Below are 19,824 nucleotides of genomic sequence, written 5' to 3'. Positions count from 1 at the left end.
TGCCATGTTGCGAGGCTGATGAGGTTGTGATGCAATGAGTGGCAGATAACAGACATGCCCAGTGCATGGGCAGGCAGTCTTCCCGCGGAGACGAGCCTTTTCGGTTTGTCGTCGCCGACTGCCAGTACTTTGGGATTGGCCGATGGAACGGTTGCTCGCCAAGGTCCTCGAGCGCATCGTGCGCCGTGGTTGCCTCGCCGTTATTTTCGCTTCCGGCACCCGTACCGTTTTCGGAGACGGCAGCGGCGCCCCCCTTACTGTCCGCTTCACCTCCGATGCCTGGCAACGTCAGATCGTCCTCGACCCCGAGCTCACCTTCGGCGAGGCGTATATGGACGGCGGCATGGTGGTCGAGCAGGGCGATATCGCCGAAGTGCTCGCCCTTCTGATGTCGCAGGTCGGCTTGCAGGTGCCGAGCGCCAGCGCGCAGTTCTTCATGCGGCTACGCTTCCTGTTCCGCCGTCTGGCCCAGTTCAACCCGCCTGAGCGCTCGCAGAAGAACGTCGCCCATCATTACGACCTGGACGGGCGGCTTTACTCACTGTTCCTCGATGCCGACCGACAATATTCCTGCGCCTATTTCGAAGCGCCCGGCCAATCGATCGACGACGCGCAGCTGGCCAAGAAGCGGCACATTGCGGCCAAGCTGCTCTTTGACCGGCCGAACCTAACAGCTCTGGACATTGGCTGCGGCTGGGGCGGAATGGGCCTCTATCTCGCTGGCCATGCGGGTGCCCGCGTCACCGGAGTCACGCTCTCGCAGGAGCAGCTCGGCGTCGCCCGTTCGCGCGCGGAGGAGCGGGGCCTTTCCGGCCGCGCCGACTTCCGCCTGCAGGATTATCGGGACGTGCCCGGTCCGTTCGACCGGATCGTCTCGGTCGGCATGTTCGAGCATGTCGGCGTCGGCCACTATGACGAGTATTTCAGCAAGGTCGCGGAGCTTCTGAAGGAGGACGGCGTCGCCCTCATCCACTCCATCGGACGCTCCGAAGGGCCCGGCATCACCAACCCATGGATCGCCAAGTACATTTTCCCCGGCGGCTACATCCCGGCATTGTCCGAGGTGCTGCCGGCGGTGGAGAAAGCGGGATTGCTCGTCACCGACATCGAGATTCTGCGCCTGCACTATGCCGAGACGCTCAAGGCCTGGCGCGAACGCTTCCTCGCCCATCGCGAGGAGGTGGAACGGCTCTACGACCCACGCTTCGTGCGGATGTTCGAGTTCTATCTCGCCTCGTCGGAAATGGCCTTCCGTCACCAGGGCATGATGGTGTTCCAGATCCAGCTTGCCCGGCGCGAGGGGGTGGTGCCGCTGACGCGCAACTACATCGCCGAGGGCGAGGCGGCGCTGCGCGAGATGGAAAACCAGAGCCGCCCCGGCCTGCGGCTGGCCGGCGAGTAGCCTGCCACCACTTGCCCGCGCAAGGGCGCGGGCCAGCGGTGGCCGAAACCCGTCAAGCGAGATTCAGCTTTCCACAGGCCCTCCACAAGACAAAATAGGCAGGGCGCGATTCGTCCCGGACTTCTCCCCGGTGCGGCGCTAGCTGTTGCGTCGACCCACCCGCACCCGGAACAGCCATGCTCGATTCTCCGAACCGCCCCCCGGCGGAGACCGACGCGTCCTATCGCACCGCCCCGCACAACATCGAGGCGGAACAGGCGCTGCTGGGTGCGATCCTCGTCAATAACGAGGCGTTCTACCGGGTCTCGGACTTTCTCGAGCCGCGGCATTTCTTCGAGCCGATTCATGTCGCCATCTTCGAGACCACGTCGGCGCTGATCCGCGCTGGCAAGGTGGCGACGCCGGTCACGCTGAAGACCTTCCTGCCCAGCGATTTCGACGCCGCCGGGCTGACCGCCCCGCAATATCTCGCCCGCCTCGCCGCCGAGGCGACGACGATCATCAATGCCGAGGATTACGGCCGCACCATCTACGACCTCTCGGTGCGGCGCGACCTGATCCACATCGGCGAGGAAATCGTCAACGAGGCCTATGAGGCCCCGATCGACGCCACGCCGCAGGAGCAGATCGAGGAAGCCGAAAAGCGGCTCTACGAGCTCGCCGAAACTGGCCGCTACGATGGCGGCTTCATGCGCTTCAACGACGCGCTGAAGGAAGCCGTCGACATGGCGAGCCGCGCCTTCCAGCGCGACGGGCACCTGTCCGGCACCGCCTCCGGCCTCAGCGATCTCGACCAGATGATGGGCGGGCTGCAGCCGTCCGACTTGATCATCCTCGCCGGCCGTCCGGCGATGGGAAAGACCTCGCTCGCGACCAACATCGCCTTCAACGTGGCGGCGGCCTACAACTCGGAGACGCTGCCGGACGGCTCCATCCGCGCGATCGACGGCGGCGTGGTCGGCTTCTTCTCGCTGGAAATGTCGGCCGAGCAGCTCGCCACCCGTATCCTCGCCGAGCAGGCCGAGATCGCCTCCTACAAGATCCGTCGAGGCGACATCTCCGAGCATGAATTCGACAAGCTCGCCAGCTGCGCCCAGATGATGCAGACGATCCCGCTCTATATCGACGACACTGGCGGCATCTCCATCGCCCAGCTGCGCGCACGTGCCCGACGTCTCAAGCGCCAGCGCGGCCTGGACTTCATGGTAGTTGACTATCTCCAGCTGCTCACCGGCTCCTCCAAGAGCTCCTCGCAGGGGCGCGTGCAGGAGATCACCGAGATCACCACCGGCCTTAAGGCGCTGGCCAAGGAGCTGAGCGTGCCGATCATGGCGCTCTCCCAGCTCTCGCGTCAGGTCGAGAGCCGCGACGACAAGCGTCCGCAATTGTCCGACCTTCGCGAATCCGGTTCAATCGAGCAGGATGCCGACGTGGTGATGTTCGTGTACCGCGAGGAATATTACCTCAAGGGCCGCGAGCCGAAGGAAGGCACCGAGGAATGGTTCAAGTGGGATCAGGACATGAAGGCGGCGCAGGGCGTCGCCGAGGTGATCATCGGCAAGCAGCGCCACGGCCCCACCGGAACGGTGAAGGTCTCGTTCGAACCCCAGTTCACCCGCTTCTCCAATCTGGTCCAGTCCGACCGTCTGCCCGAGCCGTGAGGGCCCAGTCTTGAGTGCCCACGATATCCCGCTTGCCGAAGCCGGCGGACGTCTCACCATCGACCTTTCGGCGCTGGCGGAGAACTATCAGGAACTGACACGCCGCGCGGCGCCGGCCGCCTGCGCCGCCGTGCTGAAGGGCGACGGCTATGGAATCGGCCTCGCCGCCGCCGCCCGAACCCTGTGGCAGGCGGGCGCGCGGAGCTTCTTCGTGGCGCTGCTCAGTGAGGCGCGTGACCTGCGCGACCTGCTTCCCGAGGCGGAGATCTTCGTCCTCAACGGCCTGTTCCCCGACACAGAGGCAGCCTATCTGGAACGCAACCTCCGGCCGGTGCTCGGCAGCCCGGCGGAAATCGCGCGCTGGCGGGCCTTCTGCGCACGTGCCGGCGAAGAAATGCCTGCCGCCATCCACGTCGACACCGGCATGAACCGCCTGGGACTGACCCCCGCGGAAGCGGTGAGCGTTGCCGAAGGCCGTGCCGAGCTCGGATTTCCTGTCGCGCTGCTCATGAGCCACCTCGCCTGCGCCGACGAACCCGATCACCCGCTCAACGCGCGCCAGCTTGAGGATTTCCGCGCCATCGCGGCTCTGTTTCCAGATGTGCGCGCCTCGCTGGCGAACTCCGCCGGAACGGTGAGCGATTCGGCCTATCATTTCGATCTGGTGCGGCCCGGCATCGCCGTCTATGGCGGACGCCCACGGGTGGATGTCGCACCGTTACGCCCGGTGGTACGACTGGAACTGCGCATCGCCCGCATCCGCCATGTGCATGAGGGTGAAACCGTCGGCTATGGCGGTGCCCATACCGCCATCCGCCCGTCGCGCGTCGCCATCCTCTCAGCCGGCTATGCCGACGGCATTCCGCGCCTCGCCGGCGCCTCGGACCTGCGGCCGGGCGCCGAAGCCGTCGTCGCCGGCCGACGCTGCCCGCTGATCGGCCGCATCTCGATGGACCTGCTCGCCGTCGACATCACCGAGATCGACGAGGACGCGGTCCAGCCAGGCGATTTCGCCACGTTGCTGGGCGACGGGCTGACGCTCGACAATCTGGCGCGGCACTCGCACACGATCGACTATGAGATCCTCACTTCACTGGGCCGTCGCTATCACCGCCGCTGGCTATAGCTGGAGCGCCTGCGCCCCGACGCCACCCTGTCGCGAAAGCCGATGCGCAACGCCTCCACCACCTCATCGCCGTTTTGAAGCCAGGCCGGGCTGACGAAAGCTCGGCCGATCACGAACTGCAGGTCGACGCGCGTGATGCTGGGCCCCGCCGCCTCAAGCCTCTTGCGGAGCTGATAGCCGCGCACCCGTTGCCAGGGCTCATGCCGTCCCGACCACAGCGTGACGCCTCCCTCGTCGACCCGCCAGACAAAGGAGCGGCGCCACAGCCACAGAAAAAAGCTGCCAATGCAAAGCGTGCACGGCAAAAGCACGATGAAGCAGATCAGATATCGATAATTAAATCGTGAAATGACTGGCATTTTCGAAACAATCATAAAGATACGAGACAAACTTCATCCGATACCAGTGCGACTGTATTCAGACAAACGCAAGAGTTGCGCCATAGGCGGTTTCCGCCGATACCTCTCCCTTCATGACTTTCGCGTGCCCGCCTTATTGGGCTAGAAGTCCGCGAACACGGCGAAGCGGAACAGTCCACCCATGGCAAAGCGAACCGCATCCTTCATCTGCCAGATCTGCGGCGCGGTGCATTCGCGCTGGCAGGGCCGATGCGATTCCTGCGGCGCGTGGAATTCGATCGCCGAGGAGGCGACGGCTACCGACACCATGCCGGCCAATCTGCGCGGCGGACGCCGGGGCCGGCTCATCGCGCTGGAGAGTCTTACCGGCACCTCAGAGGATGCCCCCCGGGTGCAGGTCGGCATTTCCGAACTCGACCGCGTGGCCGGCGGCGGCATTGTGCCGGGATCGGTGCTGCTTATCGGTGGCGACCCCGGCATCGGCAAGTCGACGCTGTTGATCCAGGCCTCCGCCGCGTTGGCCAGCGCCGGGCACCGCATCATCTATGTCTCCGGCGAAGAAGCCGTCGCCCAGGTGCGCCTGCGGGCGGAGCGGCTGGGCCTTGCCGGCGCCCCGGTAGAACTCGCTGCCGAGACGAATGTCGAGGACATCGTCGCCACGCTGTCGGAAGGCCGCCGGCCGGCGCTGGTGGTGATCGATTCGATCCAGACCATGTGGACGGACACGGTGGAATCCGCCCCCGGCACGGTGACACAGGTGCGCTCCTCGGCGCAGATCCTCATCCGCTACGCCAAGCGCGCCGGCGCCGCTGTCATCCTGGTCGGCCATGTCACCAAGGACGGCCAGATCGCCGGCCCGCGCGTGGTCGAGCACATGGTCGACGCCGTGCTCTCCTTCGAGGGCGACGGCGCCCACCATTTCCGCATCCTGCGGGCGCAGAAGAACCGCTTCGGGCCGACCGACGAGATCGGTGTGTTCGAAATGACCGGCCTCGGCCTGTCCGAGGTCGCCAACCCGTCCGAACTGTTCCTGTCGAACCGTGACAGCGGGGCCCCCGGCACGGCGGTCTATGCCGGCATGGAGGGCACGCGCCCGGTGCTGGTGGAGATCCAGGCGCTGGTCGTGCCAACCAGCCTCGGCACACCGCGCCGGGCCGTGGTTGGCTGGGACCCCAGCCGCTTGTCCATGGTGCTGGCGGTACTTGAGGCACGTTGCGGCATCAAGCTCGGTGCTCATGACGTGCATCTCAACGTCGCCGGCGGCTTTCGCATCAGCGAGCCGGCAGCGGATCTCGCCGTCGCGGCGGCGCTCATCTCCTCGCTGGCAGGGACGGTGCTTCCGCCGGACAGCGTCTATTTCGGCGAGATCAGCCTCACCGGCGCGGTGCGCGCCGTGCCGCACGCAGTGGCGCGGCTGAAGGAGGCGGCCAAGCTCGGCTTCACCCGCGCCGTGGCGCCGGCGGCCAAGGGCGCGGGCGGACGCGAGCCGGCGGAGGCGCCGCTCGCCATCGACGCCATCGGCTCTCTTGGGGATATCGTCGCCGCCATTGCCGCCAAGGGACCGCGCCGCCCCGCCGCACCCAAGCAAGAGGGATGACGCGCGCCCGGCGCCGCGCTATACGTCCCAACTGCCTCCTTCGGGGCCGGAAGGCGCAGATTCGCTGTGCGTTCCCGTGCACACCACTTCGACCACGGTGAGATCGTCTTGACGCTCCTCGACATCATCCTGATCGCCGTGATGGTCGTGTCCGGCCTCCTCGCCATGGTCCGCGGATTTGTGCGCGAGGTCTTCGCCATCGTCTCGTGGGTCGCGGCGGCGCTGGTGACGCTTTATGCGTATCCGCACGCCCTGCCCTTCGCCAAGCAGTACATCGCCAACGACACCTTCGCGATGGCGGCGACGGTCGGCACGTTGTTCATCGTCACCCTGCTGATCGTCTCGATCATCACGGTGCGACTCTCCGACCTCGTTCTCGACAGCCGCATCGGTGCGCTCGACCGCACCCTCGGCTTCCTGTTCGGCCTCGCCCGCGGCTTCCTGATAATGGTTGTGGCCTTCCTGTTCTTCAACTGGCTGGTCCAGAACGAGCAGGGTCAGCCGGAGTGGATTCGCGACGCGCGGACCAAGCTGGTCTTGCAAAGTGCGGGTGACTGGCTCATTTCCATTCTGCCGGAAGACCCCGAGAGCCTCATCCGCGAGATGCGCAGCTCGAAGGACGCCGAGCCGACCGAGCCGCCGCCTGAGCCCGTTGCACCGGGCACCGCGCCGGCCACGCCGAGCCCGGTGACGCCGTCGGCGCCTTAATTCGACCGCGCCCATGGGACAAGCGTCCCGGGCGCAGTTGCTTTTGAGCACAGTGGAGCGGGCGCAGCCTTGAACTGCGCGAGGAGCGAAGATCCTATGGCCGATCTGATGGGTGATCACGTGGCGCCGAAATCGGCGGAAGCGGGCGATTTCTACGACGAATACGGGGACACGCTGCGCGAGGAGTGCGGCGTGTTCGGCATTTATGGCCACCCCGATGCGGCGGCGATCACCGCCCTCGGCCTGCACGCGCTTCAGCATCGCGGCCAGGAAGCAGCCGGCATAACCACCTATGACGGCAGGCGTTTCCACTCAGAGCGCCGGCTCGGCCTGGTCAGCGACGCCTTCTCTGATGGGGAAGCCATCAAGCGGCTGCCCGGCCATATCGCAGTTGGCCATGTGCGCTATTCGACGACGGGCGAGACCATCCTGCGCAACGTCCAACCGCTCTTCGCCGAGCTCGACGGTGGCGGCTTCGCCATTGCCCATAACGGCAATTTGACCAACGGGCTGACGCTTCGCCGCCAGCTCATCCGTGATGGCGCGATCTGCCAGTCGACCTCCGACACGGAGGTGATGCTGCACCTCGTCGCCCGCTCCAAGCGTCCGCGCTTCACCGAGCGCTTCATCGACGCGCTGCGCTCTCTGGAAGGCGCCTATGCCTTTGTCGGCCTCACCAACAAGAAGCTGGTGGGTGCCCGAGACCCTCTGGGGATTCGCCCGCTGGTGCTCGGCGAGCTCGACGGCCACCCGATCCTGACCTCGGAGACCTGCGCCCTCGACATAATTGGTGCGCGTCACGTGCGGGACATCGAGCCTGGCGAGGTCATCGTGTTCTCTTCCGACAAGGTGGAGACGCTTCGTCCCTTCGGCAGCGTGCCGCCCCGCCCGTGCATCTTCGAGTACATCTATTTCGCTCGCCCGGATTCGGTTGTGGGCGGGCATTCCGTCTACCAGGTCCGCAAGACCATGGGCATGCAGCTTGCCGCCGAGGCACCGGCCGATGCCGACCTCGTGGTGCCGGTTCCCGATTCCGGCGTACCCGCGGCCATCGGCTACTCGCAGGCGTCAGGCCTGCCCTACGAGCTCGGCATCATCCGCAACCACTATGTGGGCCGCACCTTCATCCAGCCGACCCAGTCAGTGCGCGACCAGGGCGTTCGGATGAAGCATTCGGCCAATCGCGCGGTGGTCGAAGGCAAGCGGATCGTGCTGATCGACGACAGCCTCGTGCGTGGCACCACCTCGGTGAAGATCGTGCGTATGATGCGCGAGGCCGGCGCCCGCGAGGTACATTTCCGCATCTCCTCGCCGCCGATCACCCATCCCGACTATTACGGCATCGACACGCCCGACCGTGACAAGCTGCTGGCCGCCACCCACGACCTCGAAGGCATGCGCCGCTATATCGGTGCCGACAGCCTCGCCTTCCTCTCGATCGACGGCATCTACAAATCGATGGGCTATGAGGGCCGCGACCCGTTGCGCCCGCAATTCACCGACCATTGCTTTACCGGCGAATACCCCACCCTGCTCTCCGATCGCGAGGGCGAAGTGTCGCCGCGCCAGCTCTCGCTGCTGGCCGAGGCGAGCTGACCGAAATGGTCGAGCTGCGCGAATGGCACCGCGGGCGGCTGATCGACCACGTCTCGCTGGTCGTCAGCGACTATGAGGCCTGCCGCCGTTTTTATGCGGCGGTGCTTGCGGTGCTCGGGGTGCCGCTGGTCGAGGGCGACGGCTACTTCTTCGCCGACGAGCTCTTCGTCTCGCCGGGCGTACCGCCGACCGGGCGGGCGCATATCGCCTTCCAGGCGGCCGACGAGGAGACGGTGCGCCGCTTCTACACCGCCGCGCTTGCCGCTGGCGGGCGCGACAACGGCCCCCCGGGCCTGCGCGACTATCACCCCGGCTATTACGCCGCCTTCGTGCTCGATCCCGAGGGCAACAACATCGAAGCGGTCTTCCACGGCCCGGCCCGACGCTCCGCGCCCTCCGTGGTCATGACCGACAACAGCTGAACTTCGAGGAACCGCCATGACCGACCTCCCCGCGGCCGAGCCTGCCGCGCGTCCGCTCGACGGCCGCATCGCTCTCGTCACCGGCGCCACGCGCGGCATCGGCCATGCGACCGCCCTGGCGCTGGCCGAGGCTGGTGCGCATGTCGTAGCGGTGGGCCGCACCAGTGGCGCGCTTGAGGAACTGGACGACCGGATCGTCAAGGCCGGCTCCACGGCGACGCTGGTGCCGCTCGACATCAAGGATGGCGAGGGCATCGACCGGCTCGGCGGCGCGCTTTATGAGCGTTTCGGCAAGCTCGACATTTTTGTCGGCAATGCCGGCGTTCTCGGCCCGATGACTCCGCTGGCGCAGGTCGACCCCAAGGAGTGGAACGACGCGCTTGCCGTGAACCTCACCGCCAACTGGCGGCTCATCCGCTCGTTGGACCCGCTGCTTCGGCTCTCCACCGCCGGGCGGGCGGTGATGGTCTCCTCCGGTGCGGCACACAAGGCGCGGCCGTTCTGGGGCCCCTACGCCGTCACCAAGGCGGCGGTGGAGGTGCTGGCGCGCACCTGGGCAGCGGAAGTGGAGAACATCTCCAGCCTGAAGGTCAACCTGATCAACCCGGGCCCTATCCGCACCCGCATGCGCGCGAAGGCATTCCCGAGCGAAGACCCGAACACGCTCCCCTCGCCCGACGAAGTCGCGCAGGCGATTTTCGCCCTGTGCCTGCCCAGCTTCGAGGAAACCGGCCGGCTCTATGACTTTCCCAGCCACAGCCTCAAAGCCTACCCCATTCCGGCCTGAGTGCTTGTGAATGGCCGACAAGAAAAAAGGGACGGCTCGCGCCGTCCCTTTTTTATTCCACCTACTCCTTCTCGGCGTAGGGATTGTCCTTCTCGCGCAGCGTCAGCCGGATCGGAACGCCGGGCAGGTCGAAGCTGGCACGCAGATTGTTCACGAGATAGCGCACATAACTTTCCGGCAGCGCGTCGGCGCGCGAGCAGAACAGCACGAAGCTCGGCGGCCGCGCCTTGGGCTGGGTGATATAGCGCAGCTTGATGCGGCGACCTGAAACCGCCGGCGGCGGGTGCTGGTCGGTGGTCTCGATCAGCCAGCGGTTCAGCGGATTGGTGGCGACCCGGCGGTTCCACACCTCATGCGCCTGCTGCACGGCACGCACCAGCCGGTCGAGCCCCTCACCGGTCAGTCCTGAAACCAGCACCACTGGCGCGCCCTTGACCTGCGAGAGCCGGTCATCGGCCTCCTCCCGCATGCGGGTGACGAAGCCTTGCTGATCCTTCACCAGATCGGACTTCGAGATTGCCAGAACAACGGCCCGGCCCTCGCGCTCGACAAGGTCGGCGATGCGAAGATCCTGCTCCTCGAAGGGGTGGGTCGCGTCCATCAGCACGATGACGACTTCGGCGAAGCGGGCGGCGCGCAAGCCGTCGGCGACGGAGAGCTTCTCCAGCTTGTCTTCGATGCGGGCGCGCTTGCGCATGCCGGCAGTATCGAAGACACGCAGTTCCACCCCGTGGCGCTCGATGTCGACGGCGATGGAATCGCGGGTGATGCCTGCTTCCGGCCCTGTGAGCAGCCGATCTTCACCGAGCAACGCGTTGATCAGGGTGGACTTGCCGGCATTCGGACGTCCGAGCACGGCGACGCGGATACGCCGGCCGGCGTCGGAGTCTTCCTCTTCATCCCCCTCGTCCGGCACGCAAAGCGCCAGCGCACGGAGAAGGTCGCCCATGCCGTCGCCATGCTCGGCGGAAACCTCTACCGGCTCTCCCAGTCCCAGGGCATAGGCGTCCAGCGTGCCGCTTTCGGAGCCCTTCGCCTCGGCCTTGTTGGCAACGAGGATGGTGTGCTTGCCGGAGCGCCGGGCGAGTTCGCCAAAGGAACGGTCGCTTGGCGTGATGCCCGCCTTGGCGTCGATCATGAACAGCAGCACATCGGCATCGGCGATGGCGGCCTCGGTCTGCGCGCGCATACGGCCTTCAAGCGATTCGGCCTTGGCCTCCTCCAGCCCCGCCGTATCGATGATACGGAAGGAAAGATGGCCGAGCCGGGCATCGCCCTCGCGTCGGTCGCGCGTTACGCCGGGCCGGTCGTCGACCAGCGCCAGGCGCTTGCCAACGAGGCGATTGAACAGCGTCGACTTGCCGACATTCGGCCGGCCGACAATCGCGACGGTCATCGTCATGGAAGGGATGGGCCTCCGCGCCCGTCAGCTCTATTCAGCCGGGGCTGCGCCGGGACTGACGGCGGACGCCGCGCCCGCGGCCGGCGGCTCGTTCTGGTAAGGATTGTAGGCGGAGTTCGCCGGCTGCGGCGGCGCCTGGTTGTAGTCGACCCCGGGCACGCCCTCGGGAAACACCGGCTGGCGGGCGCCCGGCAGCGGCTTCTCGCGCTCGTTGAACGGGTTCAGCGTGTCCAGCGTCTCGCAGCCGGCGGCACCGAGCGTGAGGCCGAGCACCGGCAGCAGCAGCAAGGCGCGGCGCAGGCGCGAGCGTAATGGGAACGTTTCATAGCGCATCAGCATCTCCTCACGGCGCGGCGGGGGCGACCGCCCCCGGCTCGGATGTCGGGGATGTCGAGGGCGCCGCAGCGGGCACCTCGGGCGAGGCAGGCGTTGCGGCCGGAGCCGGCTCAGCGACCGCAGGGGTCGTCTGTGCCGGGGGGGCAGCAGCGGCCGGCACCGGCAGCGAGGCGGCCGAAAGCGTCCGCATCAGATCCGCACGGCGGCGCAGGCCAGGAGGCGTCTCGCCATCGCCGAGAATGGTGGTGAACGTGGCGGTTGCGCCCGCATAGTCGCCCGCCTTGTACTGGGCGAGGCCGATGATCTCGCGCGCCGAATGGCGGAACGCCCCCGTAGGCGTGTCGAGCGGCTTCATCCGGCCCTCGATATCGGCCAGCGGTGCCGTATCGACCAGCAGCAGGCCCGCGCGTATCCGGGCCACATTCTGCATCAGCGGGCTGATCGAAGGGTCGCGCGCCAGCGCGTCATATTCAGCAACCGCCGCGGCGCGATCGGTCTTGGCAAGTTCATCGGCTGCCTGGAAACGCGCCAGGATGCGGTAGCCGGGCGTGCCATCCCTCTCCAGCGCCGCGAAGGCGGCTTCGGCCTCGGCGGTCTTGCCCTCGGCAGACAGTTGCATCGCCGCCTCGAACTGCGCGCCGGCGGCCTGATCCTGCTGCAGCCGCCACCACTCATAGCCGCGCCACCCAGCGACAGCGACCACGATGAGCACGGCGAAGCCGATGAGGTAGGCGCCGTAGCGCGTCCATAGCCGACCGAAACGCTCGCGGCGCAGGTCCTCGTCGATCTCGTTGAAGATGTCAGCCATGTCGCGTCCGTGGGCACTCGTCGGAAAGGCGCCGCAGGGAAGCGGGGCCGGTACTGGAAAGGGCCGCGTAAACTACCGATGCGGCTTCAACAAGGCAAATCGCGCGGCGGCCATGGACGGCGCCGCGCGTTTCACCCATGACATTGGGAGTTTTAGCCCTTTTTGGGGGCGTAGACATGCTCCGGACCGGGGAAGCTGCGGGCACGCACCTCGCTCGCATAGGCCTCCACCGCCGCGCCGATGGCCGGGCCGATCTCGGCGAACTTCTTGACGAAGCGCGGCACGCGGTCGGACAGGCCGAGCATGTCTTCAAGCACGAGAATCTGCCCGTCGCAGGCGGGCGAACCACCGATCCCGATGGTGGGCGGCGCCACTTCCTCAGTGATCTGCCGGGCCAGCGGCTCGGAAATCGCCTCCAACACGATGGAGAAGGCGCCGGCATCGGCGATGGAGCGGGCATCATCGAGAATCAGCGCCGCGCTCGCCTCGTCGCGGCCGAGCGCCTTGAACGAGCCGAGTGTGTTGATCGCCTGGGGGGTGAGGCCGACATGACCCATGACCGGCACACCGCGATCGGCAAGGAAGCGCACCGTTTCCGCCATGCGGCGCCCGCCTTCCAGCTTGACCGCGCCGGCGCCCGTCTCCTTCAGCACCTTTGCTGCGGTGGCGAAGGCCTGCTGCGGCGAGCCCTCATAAGAGCCGAATGGCAGATCCACCACCACCAGTGCCCGTGCCGAGCCGCGCATGACCGCCTGCCCCTGCAGGATCATCATCTCGACCGTGACCGGCACGGTTGTCTCCATGCCGTGCATCACCATGCCGAGCGAATCGCCCACCAGCATGAAGTCGACATGCGGATCGACGAGGCGGGCGGTATGGGCGTGGTAGGCGGTCAGCGAGACGATCGGCTCTCCGCCCTTGCGCGCCCGAATATCAGGCGCGGTCAGACGGCGGGCAGTGGACTGGACGGACATGTCAGGCGGTTTCCTCGTTTTCTTGCAAGGGCTTGCTCAGCCCATGACCGGCACCCCGACAATGTAGGGGTGGAACCAGAAACTGAGGATGGCATAAAGCACAAGCCCGCCGCCGACCGCAACGAGGTCGCCCCACCAGTTTCCGGGAGCAACCGGCAGAGGCGCGGCGCGGCGCTTGGCCATGATCCGCAGCACCACCGCCCAGGCGAGGATGACCACGGCGAGCGTCACTGTCGCCGCATCGCCATTGGAGATGAGATGCGCCAGCGCCCAGGTCTTGATCGCCACCAGGAACGGGAACTTCAGGCGCGCCTTGATGTGACTCGGCACCAGCGCCGCCACTGCGAAGATGGAGGCGAACAGCATCAGCAGCAGCGCGAGATGGCGCAGCCCCACGGGCGGATTATACAGCTGGGCAGGGCCTTCCGCCCGCCACTGGCCGAAACCGTAGGCGATCATCAGCACGCCGATAATCGCGAGCACGCCGTGCACGATCCGGTAGGTGGTGACACCGAATTGTGCCGTAACCGCCGTGGCCATTTTGCGCCGCGCAGCGACGATGTGAATGGCGACGAACAGGGCAAGCCCCGCCAGCATCAGGATCATGATCGTGCTCCCCGGTGTGCGATGGCGCGCACGCTAGATCGTTTCCAATCGCCGCGCCATCCGGTTAGGAGCCGACTTTTTGTCCCGGCCCGCCGAAGCCAGTCGCCTCGGGATCACACCGGGATGTGTAAACCATAAACGGCGTCCACTCTCCCCTGCCCGAGGGTCGCGTGTCAGAATGATGACGTCGTCGGTTGGGGGGGAACCGGAATGAAATGCGCGCTGGCGATTCTCGCATTGGGCCTGTCGCTGGCCCTCGCACCTTCGGCGCGCGCGCAGCCACTCTTGGCCGCGGCCACCGAGGCGCCGCTGGCGACGGAACTGACGGAGGCGGTTACCACCAACGCGCCGGCGACGGTTGCCGCCCCACCGGGGATGAGCCCTCCCTCGACAGCCACCCCAGGGGCACTCTCCGCCCCTTCCGTTTCGACCACGCCGCGAGAGACCACCTCGCTTCCACCGCCCTCCCCCGCCGCTTCACAGCCGACGCAAGCCGCGTCCATCGGGAACCCTTCCACCCCTCTGGAGGTCGTGCTTCCGCCGCCCCCCGACGTGCGGGTGGAGATCAGCCTTTCAAAGCAGCGAATGGTGGTGTTGGTGGAGGGGGTCGAGCGCCATGCCTGGCCGGTTTCCACCGCTCGCAAAGGCTATCGCACACCGCTCGGCACCTACCGGCCCGAGCGCATGCACAAGCGCTATTTCTCGCGCAAATACGACAATGCGCCGATGCCCTATGCGATCTTCTTCTACAAGGGTTGGGCGATTCACGGCACCAATGACCTGCGTCGGCTCGGCCGCCCCGCCTCGCATGGCTGCGTGCGGCTGCACCCCAGCAATGCCAAGGCGCTCTTCGCCCTCGTCAGCCAGTATGGCCGCGCCAATACGCGGATCGTCGTCGCCCGCTAAAGGCCGGACCGCAGGGCGGCAGGCTCAGGCGGCCTTCTTCACATCCTTCACGTCAGTGAAGACGATGCCCGGCCAGCGGTCGCCGGTGTAGCCGATCATGAAGGCCGACGGGCTGAGGAAGACCAGATCGCCATCCAGGTCCTCCGCCGTCGACAGCCGGTTGCCGGCGGCGAAGTCGTCGAGCTTCTTCGGGTCTTCCGACGACACCCAGCGGGCGAGCTGGAACTCCGACATGTCGAACCCGACCTCCAGCCCGTATTCGGCCTCCAGCCGGTTCTTCAGCACGTCGAGCTGCAACGGGCCAACCACGCCGACCAGCGCGGGGGAGCCATCGGTGGGGCGGAAAACCTGCACCACGCCTTCCTCGGCCATTTCCTGCAGCGCCTGCTTCAGCTTCTTCGCCTTCATCGCGTCCGGCAGCTTCACCCGGCGCAGGATTTCCGGTGCGAAGGAGGGAACGCCGATGAAATTGATGTCCTCGCCCTCGGTCAGCGTGTCGCCAATGCGCAGATTGCCGTGGTTGGGAATGCCGACCACGTCGCCGGCATAGGCTTCCTCGGCCAGTTGGCGGTCCTGGGCGAAGAAGAATTGCGGCGTGGCAAGGCTCATCGGCTTGCCGGTGCGCACCAGCTTGGCCTTCATGCCGCGCTGGAGCCTTCCCGAGCACAGCCGCGCAAAGGCGATGCGGTCGCGGTGGTTGGGGTCCATATTCGCTTGGATCTTGAACACAAAGGCGGTCATGCGCGGTTCTTCCGCCTCGACGCGGCGCTTGTCCGCCTGCTGCGCGCGCGGCGGCGGGGCATAGCGCCCCAGCCCTTCGAGCAGGTCGCCGACGCCGAAATTTCGCAGCGCCGAACCGAAATAGACCGGCGTCAGATGCCCTTCGAGAAAGGCCTTGAGCTCGAACGGGTTGCACACTTCTCGCACCAGCCCGAGTTCCTCCGCCAGCGTCGCCTCGTTGAGCGTGACGTTCAGCGCGGCAATGTCGGCCATGCTCATCTGCCGCAGCGGGCCGGTTTTGCCCTCGTCGCCGTCGAGCAGCCGCATGCCGCCAGTGGCGATATCCATGGTGCCGACAAAGTCGCGCCCCTGCCCCACCGGCCAGGTCATCGGCGTGGTGTCGAGCGCCAGCGTCTTCTCGATCTCGTCGAGGATTTCGAACGGGTCGCGGCTTTCGCGGTCCATCTTGTTGATGAAGGTGATGATCGGAATGTCACGCAGCCGGCACACTTCCAGCAGCTTGCGGGTGCGCGCCTCGATGCCCTTGGCGGCGTCGATCACCATCACCGCCGCGTCGACGGCGGTCAGTGTGCGGTAGGTGTCTTCCGAAAAGTCCTCATGGCCCGGCGTGTCCAGCAGGTTGAACACATGGCCGTCGAACTCAAAGGTCATCACGGAGGTCGCGACCGAAATGCCGCGCTCGCGCTCGATCGCCATCCAGTCCGAGCGCGTCGAGCGCCGATCCTTCTTCGCCCGCACCTGACCGGCGAGCTGGATCGCGCCACCGAACAGCAGCAGCTTCTCGGTGAGCGTGGTCTTGCCCGCGTCCGGATGCGAAATGATCGCGAAGGTACGGCGACGCGCCACCTCGGTGGCGATGGGCGACGCGGCGGAATTGGAGAGAGCGTTCATGCAGGCGGATGTGGCAGGGAAGCCGCGCCGGATCAAGGGGTGGATGGCGTCTTCGGTGGCCAGCTTTCCAGGTTGACGATCCCCATCACCGTCATCCCGGCCAGTGCGAAGCGGAGAGGCGGTATCGCTCTCTATGCGGGCACAGATCGCGGATCGGCCTGACGCCCGTCCGGGATGACGACCCCAGGGACGCTCCACCGCTCAGCCGAACCGCTCCGCATAAGCCTCCGGCTTGAAGCCCACCAGCAATGTGCCGTCGATGTCGAGCACAGGTCGCTTGATGAGGGAGGGCTGCGCCTGCATCAGGGCGAGCGCGCGGGCCTCGTCGAGATCGGCCTTCTCCGTCTCGGAGAGCTTGCGGAAGGTCGTGCCGGCGCGGTTGAGAAGGAGCTCCCACCCGACCTTCCCGGCCCATTCGCCGAGCCGGTCGGCGTCGATGCCCGCCGTCTTGTAGTCGTGGAAGACATAGGCAACGCCGCGACCATCCAGCCAGGCGCGCGCCTTCTTCATCGTGTCGCAGTTCTTGATGCCGTAGATCGTAACGCTCACACCCATCTCCTCGCACTGCCGCCCCCGTCATAGCGGGGACGGCACGGCGTTTGAAGAACGATGGCGTCGAGCCCGGCAGTGATCAGTTGGCGGTCGCCGCGCCGATGGCGCCACCAGCCACCGCGCCGATGCCCGCGCCCCAGGCGGCGCCAGTGCCGCCGCCGGCAATGCCGCCAATGACCGCGCCCGTGCCGGCGCCGATCAGCGCACCGGTGCCGGTCCGGCGCTGGGTGTTGGAACAACCCGCAGCGACCAGCGCGACAACGGCGACGACGGTGAGCTTCACGGCAACAGATCTGGACATCGGTCGATTCCCCCAAATGAAATAATGGACGAAATTACCGCCGCAGCCTCGCCCCCACAATCGCGCAGAGCTAGGTATCACTGGGGAGAACAACCCAGCCGCGCACCGGCTTCAGCGCCAACTGCGGACCCAGCGGCCGGGCTCGTAGACCCATTGACCGCGGCGCAGCACCCAGCGCGGACCGACGAACTCGAACCCTCGACGGTTCTCCTCCCAGTGCCCCGCCGTCCACACCCAGCCCCGGCGTGGCTTCCAGGCCCAATGCCCCGACACCCAGGTGTAGCCACGCCGCGCCGGCGGGCGCGGCTCGCGGCGTGGGGCCGGCGGGCGGTTGCTCGGCGCGGATTGCGCCTGTGCCGCCTCCGGCAAGGCGATACCGAGCGGCACCGTCAGCAGCGCGGCGGTGGCCTTGAGAACAGAACGGCGCGAGAGCATCTCGGTCACTCCAAGCGAGGGCGATGGCCTCAGGATGACCGCCGTGCTTACGCTGCGCAATCGGCGGCACGCTCGCGTGTTCGTTGACTGCAATTCAACGCCGGAAAGGTGTATGATGCGTTGAACCGCCGGACGGCCAACGATCCGGCAGGCCGGGAGGTCGCCATGCATCGCCGTATCCGCCTGTTACTTACCGTTACCCTCTTCTCCGCACTCGCGGTCAGTGCGGCCGCCGCACAGGAGGCGGGGGCCGACGCCAGCTGGAAATCGCTCAAGCCGGACGTGTTCGGCGAGCGGCCAATCGAAGCGGCGAGCCCGCTCGTGCGCCTCTCGGCTCCCAAGCGGGCGGAGGACGCCGCCATGGTGCCGATCGACGTCGAAATTGTGCTCCCCGAAGGCGATCCGCGCACCATCGCCAAGCTCACACTCATTGTCGACGAGAACCCCGCCCCGCTCGCCGCCACCTTCACCTTTGGCGGCAACCGCCGCGATGTCGCGCTCGGCACGCGGCTGCGGGTGAACTCCTATTCCTATGTGCGAGCCATCGCCGAAACCAGTGATGGCGGGCTGCACATGGCCGAGAGCTATGTGAAGGCCTCCGGCGGCTGCTCCGCCCCGGCGATGAAGGACGAGGAGGCGGCCCTGAAGAATCTCGGCCAGCTCAAGCTGAAATCGGTGAAGGCCGACGGGCTGGGCGACGCCAGCAAGGCAAGCCGCGTCTCGCAGCTTCAGCTGATGATCCGCCACCCGAATTATTCCGGCCTGCAGATGGACCCGCTGACCCGGGCCTATATCCCGGCGAAGTTCGTCGACAACATCCGCGTGACACAGGGGGACGAGCTGGTGTTCGCGATGGAGGGCGGCATCTCGCTGAGCGAGGACCCCGCCATCCGCGTCTCCTATGACCCGGCGGGCAAGGAGATCCATGTCGACGCTGGCGATACGGACGGGCGCAAATTCGAGGGCGCGCTTAAGCCGGCAAGCTGAGCTGCTGCAGATGCGGGCAAAGACCGGGCTGCGGCGAGAGGCACAGCCCGGTCTCTCTCAATAGAAGCAGGTCACTTCCGCTTCCGCCTGTGCACGGTGCAGATCGGCGACGATGTCTCTGAAAATACCGGTGTTGCGGAACAGCTCCGCCTGCTGGCCCGCCACCTGACCAACGCTCATGATGGTCTCGGCTTCCTCATAGCGCTCATAGGGCAGGATGGTGGCGATGGTGTCGATCGAGCACGAGCACTTTTCCAGCGCCTGCCGGGTCTGGCCGTTGGCCGCCATGCAGCCGAACACGTAGTCGGCGCGGGCAACGGTGGGATAATCGTTGATTAGACCGGCCTGCGGCGCCTGCGGGGGCGGCTTGCGGGCGCCGGCGGTAAGGCCGGGCGACAGCATGTCCTGCGCCAGCACCGGGGCGGCACCAAGCGCCGTCAACATCAGAGCGGTGGCGGTGAGGCGGAAGGCCTTTCGTCCGCGCACGGGGCGTGTGTTCGCCATGGTCATTTCCTCCTGGAGGCGGCCGCCTATTTCACCGCCGGTGCCACGGAGGCGCCGGTCAGCGTCAGGCTGGTCTCGATCATGTTGGAATCGCCCGCTGCCTTCGGCGTGACGACGTCGATGGAATAGAGCCCACCGGGGACAGCGTCGGAGAACAGGAATTCGTAGCGACGCCCGGCCAGTTCCAGCAGCTTGTCCTTGTTGGGATCCTCGGCAAAGGGACGCATGGTGAGCTTCCAGCCCTCGACCTCACGACCGTCGAAGGAGAAGCGCGCCGGCGTGACCGTGCCGGAGGAGAGATGCTCGCGCACCCGGTTGCGCAGATAGAACGGGCTTCCCTTGCTCAGCTGTGCAAGTTCCTTCACGTCGCGTTCCAGAAGGATCATCGCGATCGGATTGCCGTTCATGGTAGGAAAAGGCCCGGCCTCGCCTTCCTTGTCACCGCGATGGATGAGCACGTCGGCGATCCGCTTGGTGGGGTCGTCGGCGGGTGCCCCCACCTTCATTTCGAGCGTTTCCTCGAAGCCGTCGCCGAGCTTGGCCTCGGCGGTCACGTGCTTGTAGGCATAGGTGAGCGTGGTGCCCGCCGCGACCTTCGACAAATAGGGCTGCTCGAAAAACAGCTCGGCAGCCGTCGGCGCGGCGAGCGCGGCTGAAGCAAGAAAGACAGTGAACGAGGTGGCCGCCGCAGTGCGGATCGCCAGACGCAACATGGGTAATCTC

Annotated in this window: 22 protein-coding genes; 10 read left to right on the top strand and 12 right to left on the bottom strand. The window is 66.5% G+C overall.

Features of this window, described 5'->3' with window-relative positions:
- Positions 1-142 precede the first annotated feature (142 nt).
- The 3 genes from BLO63_RS16685 to alr all read left to right on the top strand — a co-directional run bounded on the left by BLO63_RS16685 (position 143) and on the right by alr (position 4,189).
- Positions 143-1,402, top strand: a complete 1,260-nt coding sequence (locus tag BLO63_RS16685; RefSeq protein WP_091442846.1) for a cyclopropane fatty acid synthase — start codon at positions 143-145, stop codon at positions 1,400-1,402.
- Positions 1,403-1,578: 176 nt separating this feature from the next.
- Positions 1,579-3,063 (top strand): replicative DNA helicase, encoded by a 1,485-nt coding sequence (locus tag BLO63_RS16680; RefSeq protein ID WP_091442843.1) that lies wholly within the window; start codon positions 1,579-1,581, stop codon positions 3,061-3,063.
- 10 nt (positions 3,064-3,073) lie between these two features.
- Complete coding sequence (alr, locus tag BLO63_RS16675; protein WP_091442840.1) at positions 3,074-4,189, top strand: alanine racemase; 1,116 nt, start codon at positions 3,074-3,076, stop codon at positions 4,187-4,189.
- Here the strand turns inward: alr and BLO63_RS16670 are convergent.
- Positions 4,171-4,548, bottom strand: a complete 378-nt coding sequence (locus tag BLO63_RS16670) for a hypothetical protein (protein ID WP_244517921.1) — start codon at positions 4,546-4,548, stop codon at positions 4,171-4,173. The genes alr and BLO63_RS16670 overlap by 19 nt on opposite strands.
- A 181-nt stretch (positions 4,549-4,729) precedes the next feature.
- Here BLO63_RS16670 and radA point away from each other — a divergent pair, with 181 nt between their 5' ends.
- From radA to BLO63_RS16645, 5 genes are all read left to right on the top strand, one after another.
- Positions 4,730-6,145 (top strand): DNA repair protein RadA, encoded by a 1,416-nt coding sequence (gene radA, locus BLO63_RS16665; protein WP_091442837.1) that lies wholly within the window; start codon positions 4,730-4,732, stop codon positions 6,143-6,145.
- Between the two features lie 102 nt (positions 6,146-6,247).
- Positions 6,248-6,853, top strand: coding sequence for a CvpA family protein (locus BLO63_RS16660; protein ID WP_244517938.1), 606 nt, complete (start codon positions 6,248-6,250; stop codon positions 6,851-6,853).
- A gap of 96 nt (positions 6,854-6,949) precedes the next feature.
- The gene (purF, locus tag BLO63_RS16655) at positions 6,950-8,449 is read left to right on the top strand and encodes an amidophosphoribosyltransferase (RefSeq protein WP_091442831.1); all 1,500 of its coding nucleotides are present in this window, start codon (positions 6,950-6,952) and stop codon (positions 8,447-8,449) included.
- A 5-nt stretch (positions 8,450-8,454) separates the two neighbouring features.
- Positions 8,455-8,871 carry a VOC family protein gene (locus BLO63_RS16650; RefSeq protein WP_091442828.1) on the top strand — a complete coding sequence of 139 codons (417 nt, stop codon included), beginning with the start codon at positions 8,455-8,457 and terminating at the stop codon, positions 8,869-8,871.
- Between the two features lie 16 nt (positions 8,872-8,887).
- Entirely contained in the window at positions 8,888-9,658 is a 771-nt protein-coding gene (locus BLO63_RS16645; protein WP_091442825.1) for an SDR family NAD(P)-dependent oxidoreductase, read from the top strand.
- 61 nt (positions 9,659-9,719) lie between these two features.
- On the opposite strand, the gene der is transcribed toward BLO63_RS16645, so the two are convergent.
- From der to BLO63_RS16620, 5 genes are all read right to left on the bottom strand, one after another.
- Positions 9,720-11,060, bottom strand: a complete 1,341-nt coding sequence (gene der, locus BLO63_RS16640) for a ribosome biogenesis GTPase Der (protein ID WP_091442823.1) — start codon at positions 11,058-11,060, stop codon at positions 9,720-9,722.
- Between the two features lie 30 nt (positions 11,061-11,090).
- A complete protein-coding gene (locus tag BLO63_RS16635) occupies positions 11,091-11,393 on the bottom strand; it encodes a hypothetical protein (protein WP_244517920.1) in 303 nt (100 codons plus the stop codon).
- A gap of 10 nt (positions 11,394-11,403) precedes the next feature.
- On the bottom strand, positions 11,404-12,204 hold the full coding sequence (locus tag BLO63_RS16630; protein WP_091442819.1) for a tetratricopeptide repeat protein: 801 nt from the start codon (positions 12,202-12,204) through the stop codon (positions 11,404-11,406).
- A 152-nt stretch (positions 12,205-12,356) separates the two neighbouring features.
- Positions 12,357-13,178 (bottom strand): 3-methyl-2-oxobutanoate hydroxymethyltransferase, encoded by an 822-nt coding sequence (gene panB, locus BLO63_RS16625; protein WP_091442817.1) that lies wholly within the window; start codon positions 13,176-13,178, stop codon positions 12,357-12,359.
- Between the two features lie 36 nt (positions 13,179-13,214).
- Entirely contained in the window at positions 13,215-13,784 is a 570-nt protein-coding gene (locus BLO63_RS16620; RefSeq protein WP_091442815.1) for an NnrU family protein, read from the bottom strand.
- A gap of 531 nt (positions 13,785-14,315) precedes the next feature.
- Between BLO63_RS16620 and BLO63_RS21355 the strand changes: the two genes are divergently transcribed.
- On the top strand, positions 14,316-14,690 hold the full coding sequence (locus BLO63_RS21355; RefSeq protein WP_280138065.1) for a L,D-transpeptidase: 375 nt from the start codon (positions 14,316-14,318) through the stop codon (positions 14,688-14,690).
- A 24-nt stretch (positions 14,691-14,714) separates the two neighbouring features.
- On the opposite strand, the gene BLO63_RS16610 is transcribed toward BLO63_RS21355, so the two are convergent.
- The 4 genes from BLO63_RS16610 to BLO63_RS16595 form a co-directional block, all read right to left on the bottom strand.
- The gene (locus BLO63_RS16610; protein ID WP_162841828.1) at positions 14,715-16,322 is read right to left on the bottom strand and encodes a peptide chain release factor 3; all 1,608 of its coding nucleotides are present in this window, start codon (positions 16,320-16,322) and stop codon (positions 14,715-14,717) included.
- A 201-nt stretch (positions 16,323-16,523) separates the two neighbouring features.
- Positions 16,524-16,877: an ArsC family reductase gene (locus BLO63_RS16605; RefSeq protein WP_091442810.1), complete on the bottom strand. Its 354-nt coding sequence runs from the start codon at positions 16,875-16,877 to the stop codon at positions 16,524-16,526.
- 76 nt (positions 16,878-16,953) lie between these two features.
- Positions 16,954-17,175 carry a YMGG-like glycine zipper-containing protein gene (locus BLO63_RS16600; RefSeq protein WP_091442808.1) on the bottom strand — a complete coding sequence of 74 codons (222 nt, stop codon included), beginning with the start codon at positions 17,173-17,175 and terminating at the stop codon, positions 16,954-16,956.
- Positions 17,176-17,286: 111 nt separating this feature from the next.
- Positions 17,287-17,670 carry a hypothetical protein gene (locus tag BLO63_RS16595; protein ID WP_244517919.1) on the bottom strand — a complete coding sequence of 128 codons (384 nt, stop codon included), beginning with the start codon at positions 17,668-17,670 and terminating at the stop codon, positions 17,287-17,289.
- Positions 17,671-17,775: 105 nt separating this feature from the next.
- Between BLO63_RS16595 and BLO63_RS16590 the strand changes: the two genes are divergently transcribed.
- Positions 17,776-18,597 (top strand): quinoprotein dehydrogenase-associated SoxYZ-like carrier, encoded by an 822-nt coding sequence (locus BLO63_RS16590; protein ID WP_091443154.1) that lies wholly within the window; start codon positions 17,776-17,778, stop codon positions 18,595-18,597.
- 57 nt (positions 18,598-18,654) lie between these two features.
- Here the strand turns inward: BLO63_RS16590 and BLO63_RS16585 are convergent, their stop codons facing one another.
- Both BLO63_RS16585 and BLO63_RS16580 read right to left on the bottom strand, forming a co-directional pair.
- Positions 18,655-19,107, bottom strand: a complete 453-nt coding sequence (locus BLO63_RS16585) for a hypothetical protein (protein WP_162841827.1) — start codon at positions 19,105-19,107, stop codon at positions 18,655-18,657.
- 20 nt (positions 19,108-19,127) lie between these two features.
- Positions 19,128-19,814 carry a hypothetical protein gene (locus BLO63_RS16580; protein ID WP_091442803.1) on the bottom strand — a complete coding sequence of 229 codons (687 nt, stop codon included), beginning with the start codon at positions 19,812-19,814 and terminating at the stop codon, positions 19,128-19,130.
- Between the last annotated feature and the right edge of the window lie 10 nt (positions 19,815-19,824).

This window comes from Ancylobacter rudongensis, assembly GCF_900100155.1.
Lineage (GTDB): Bacteria > Pseudomonadota > Alphaproteobacteria > Rhizobiales > Xanthobacteraceae > Ancylobacter > Ancylobacter rudongensis.
The sequence above is the reverse complement of the archived record's forward strand: the minus strand, read 5'-3'. Positions and strand labels throughout refer to the sequence as shown.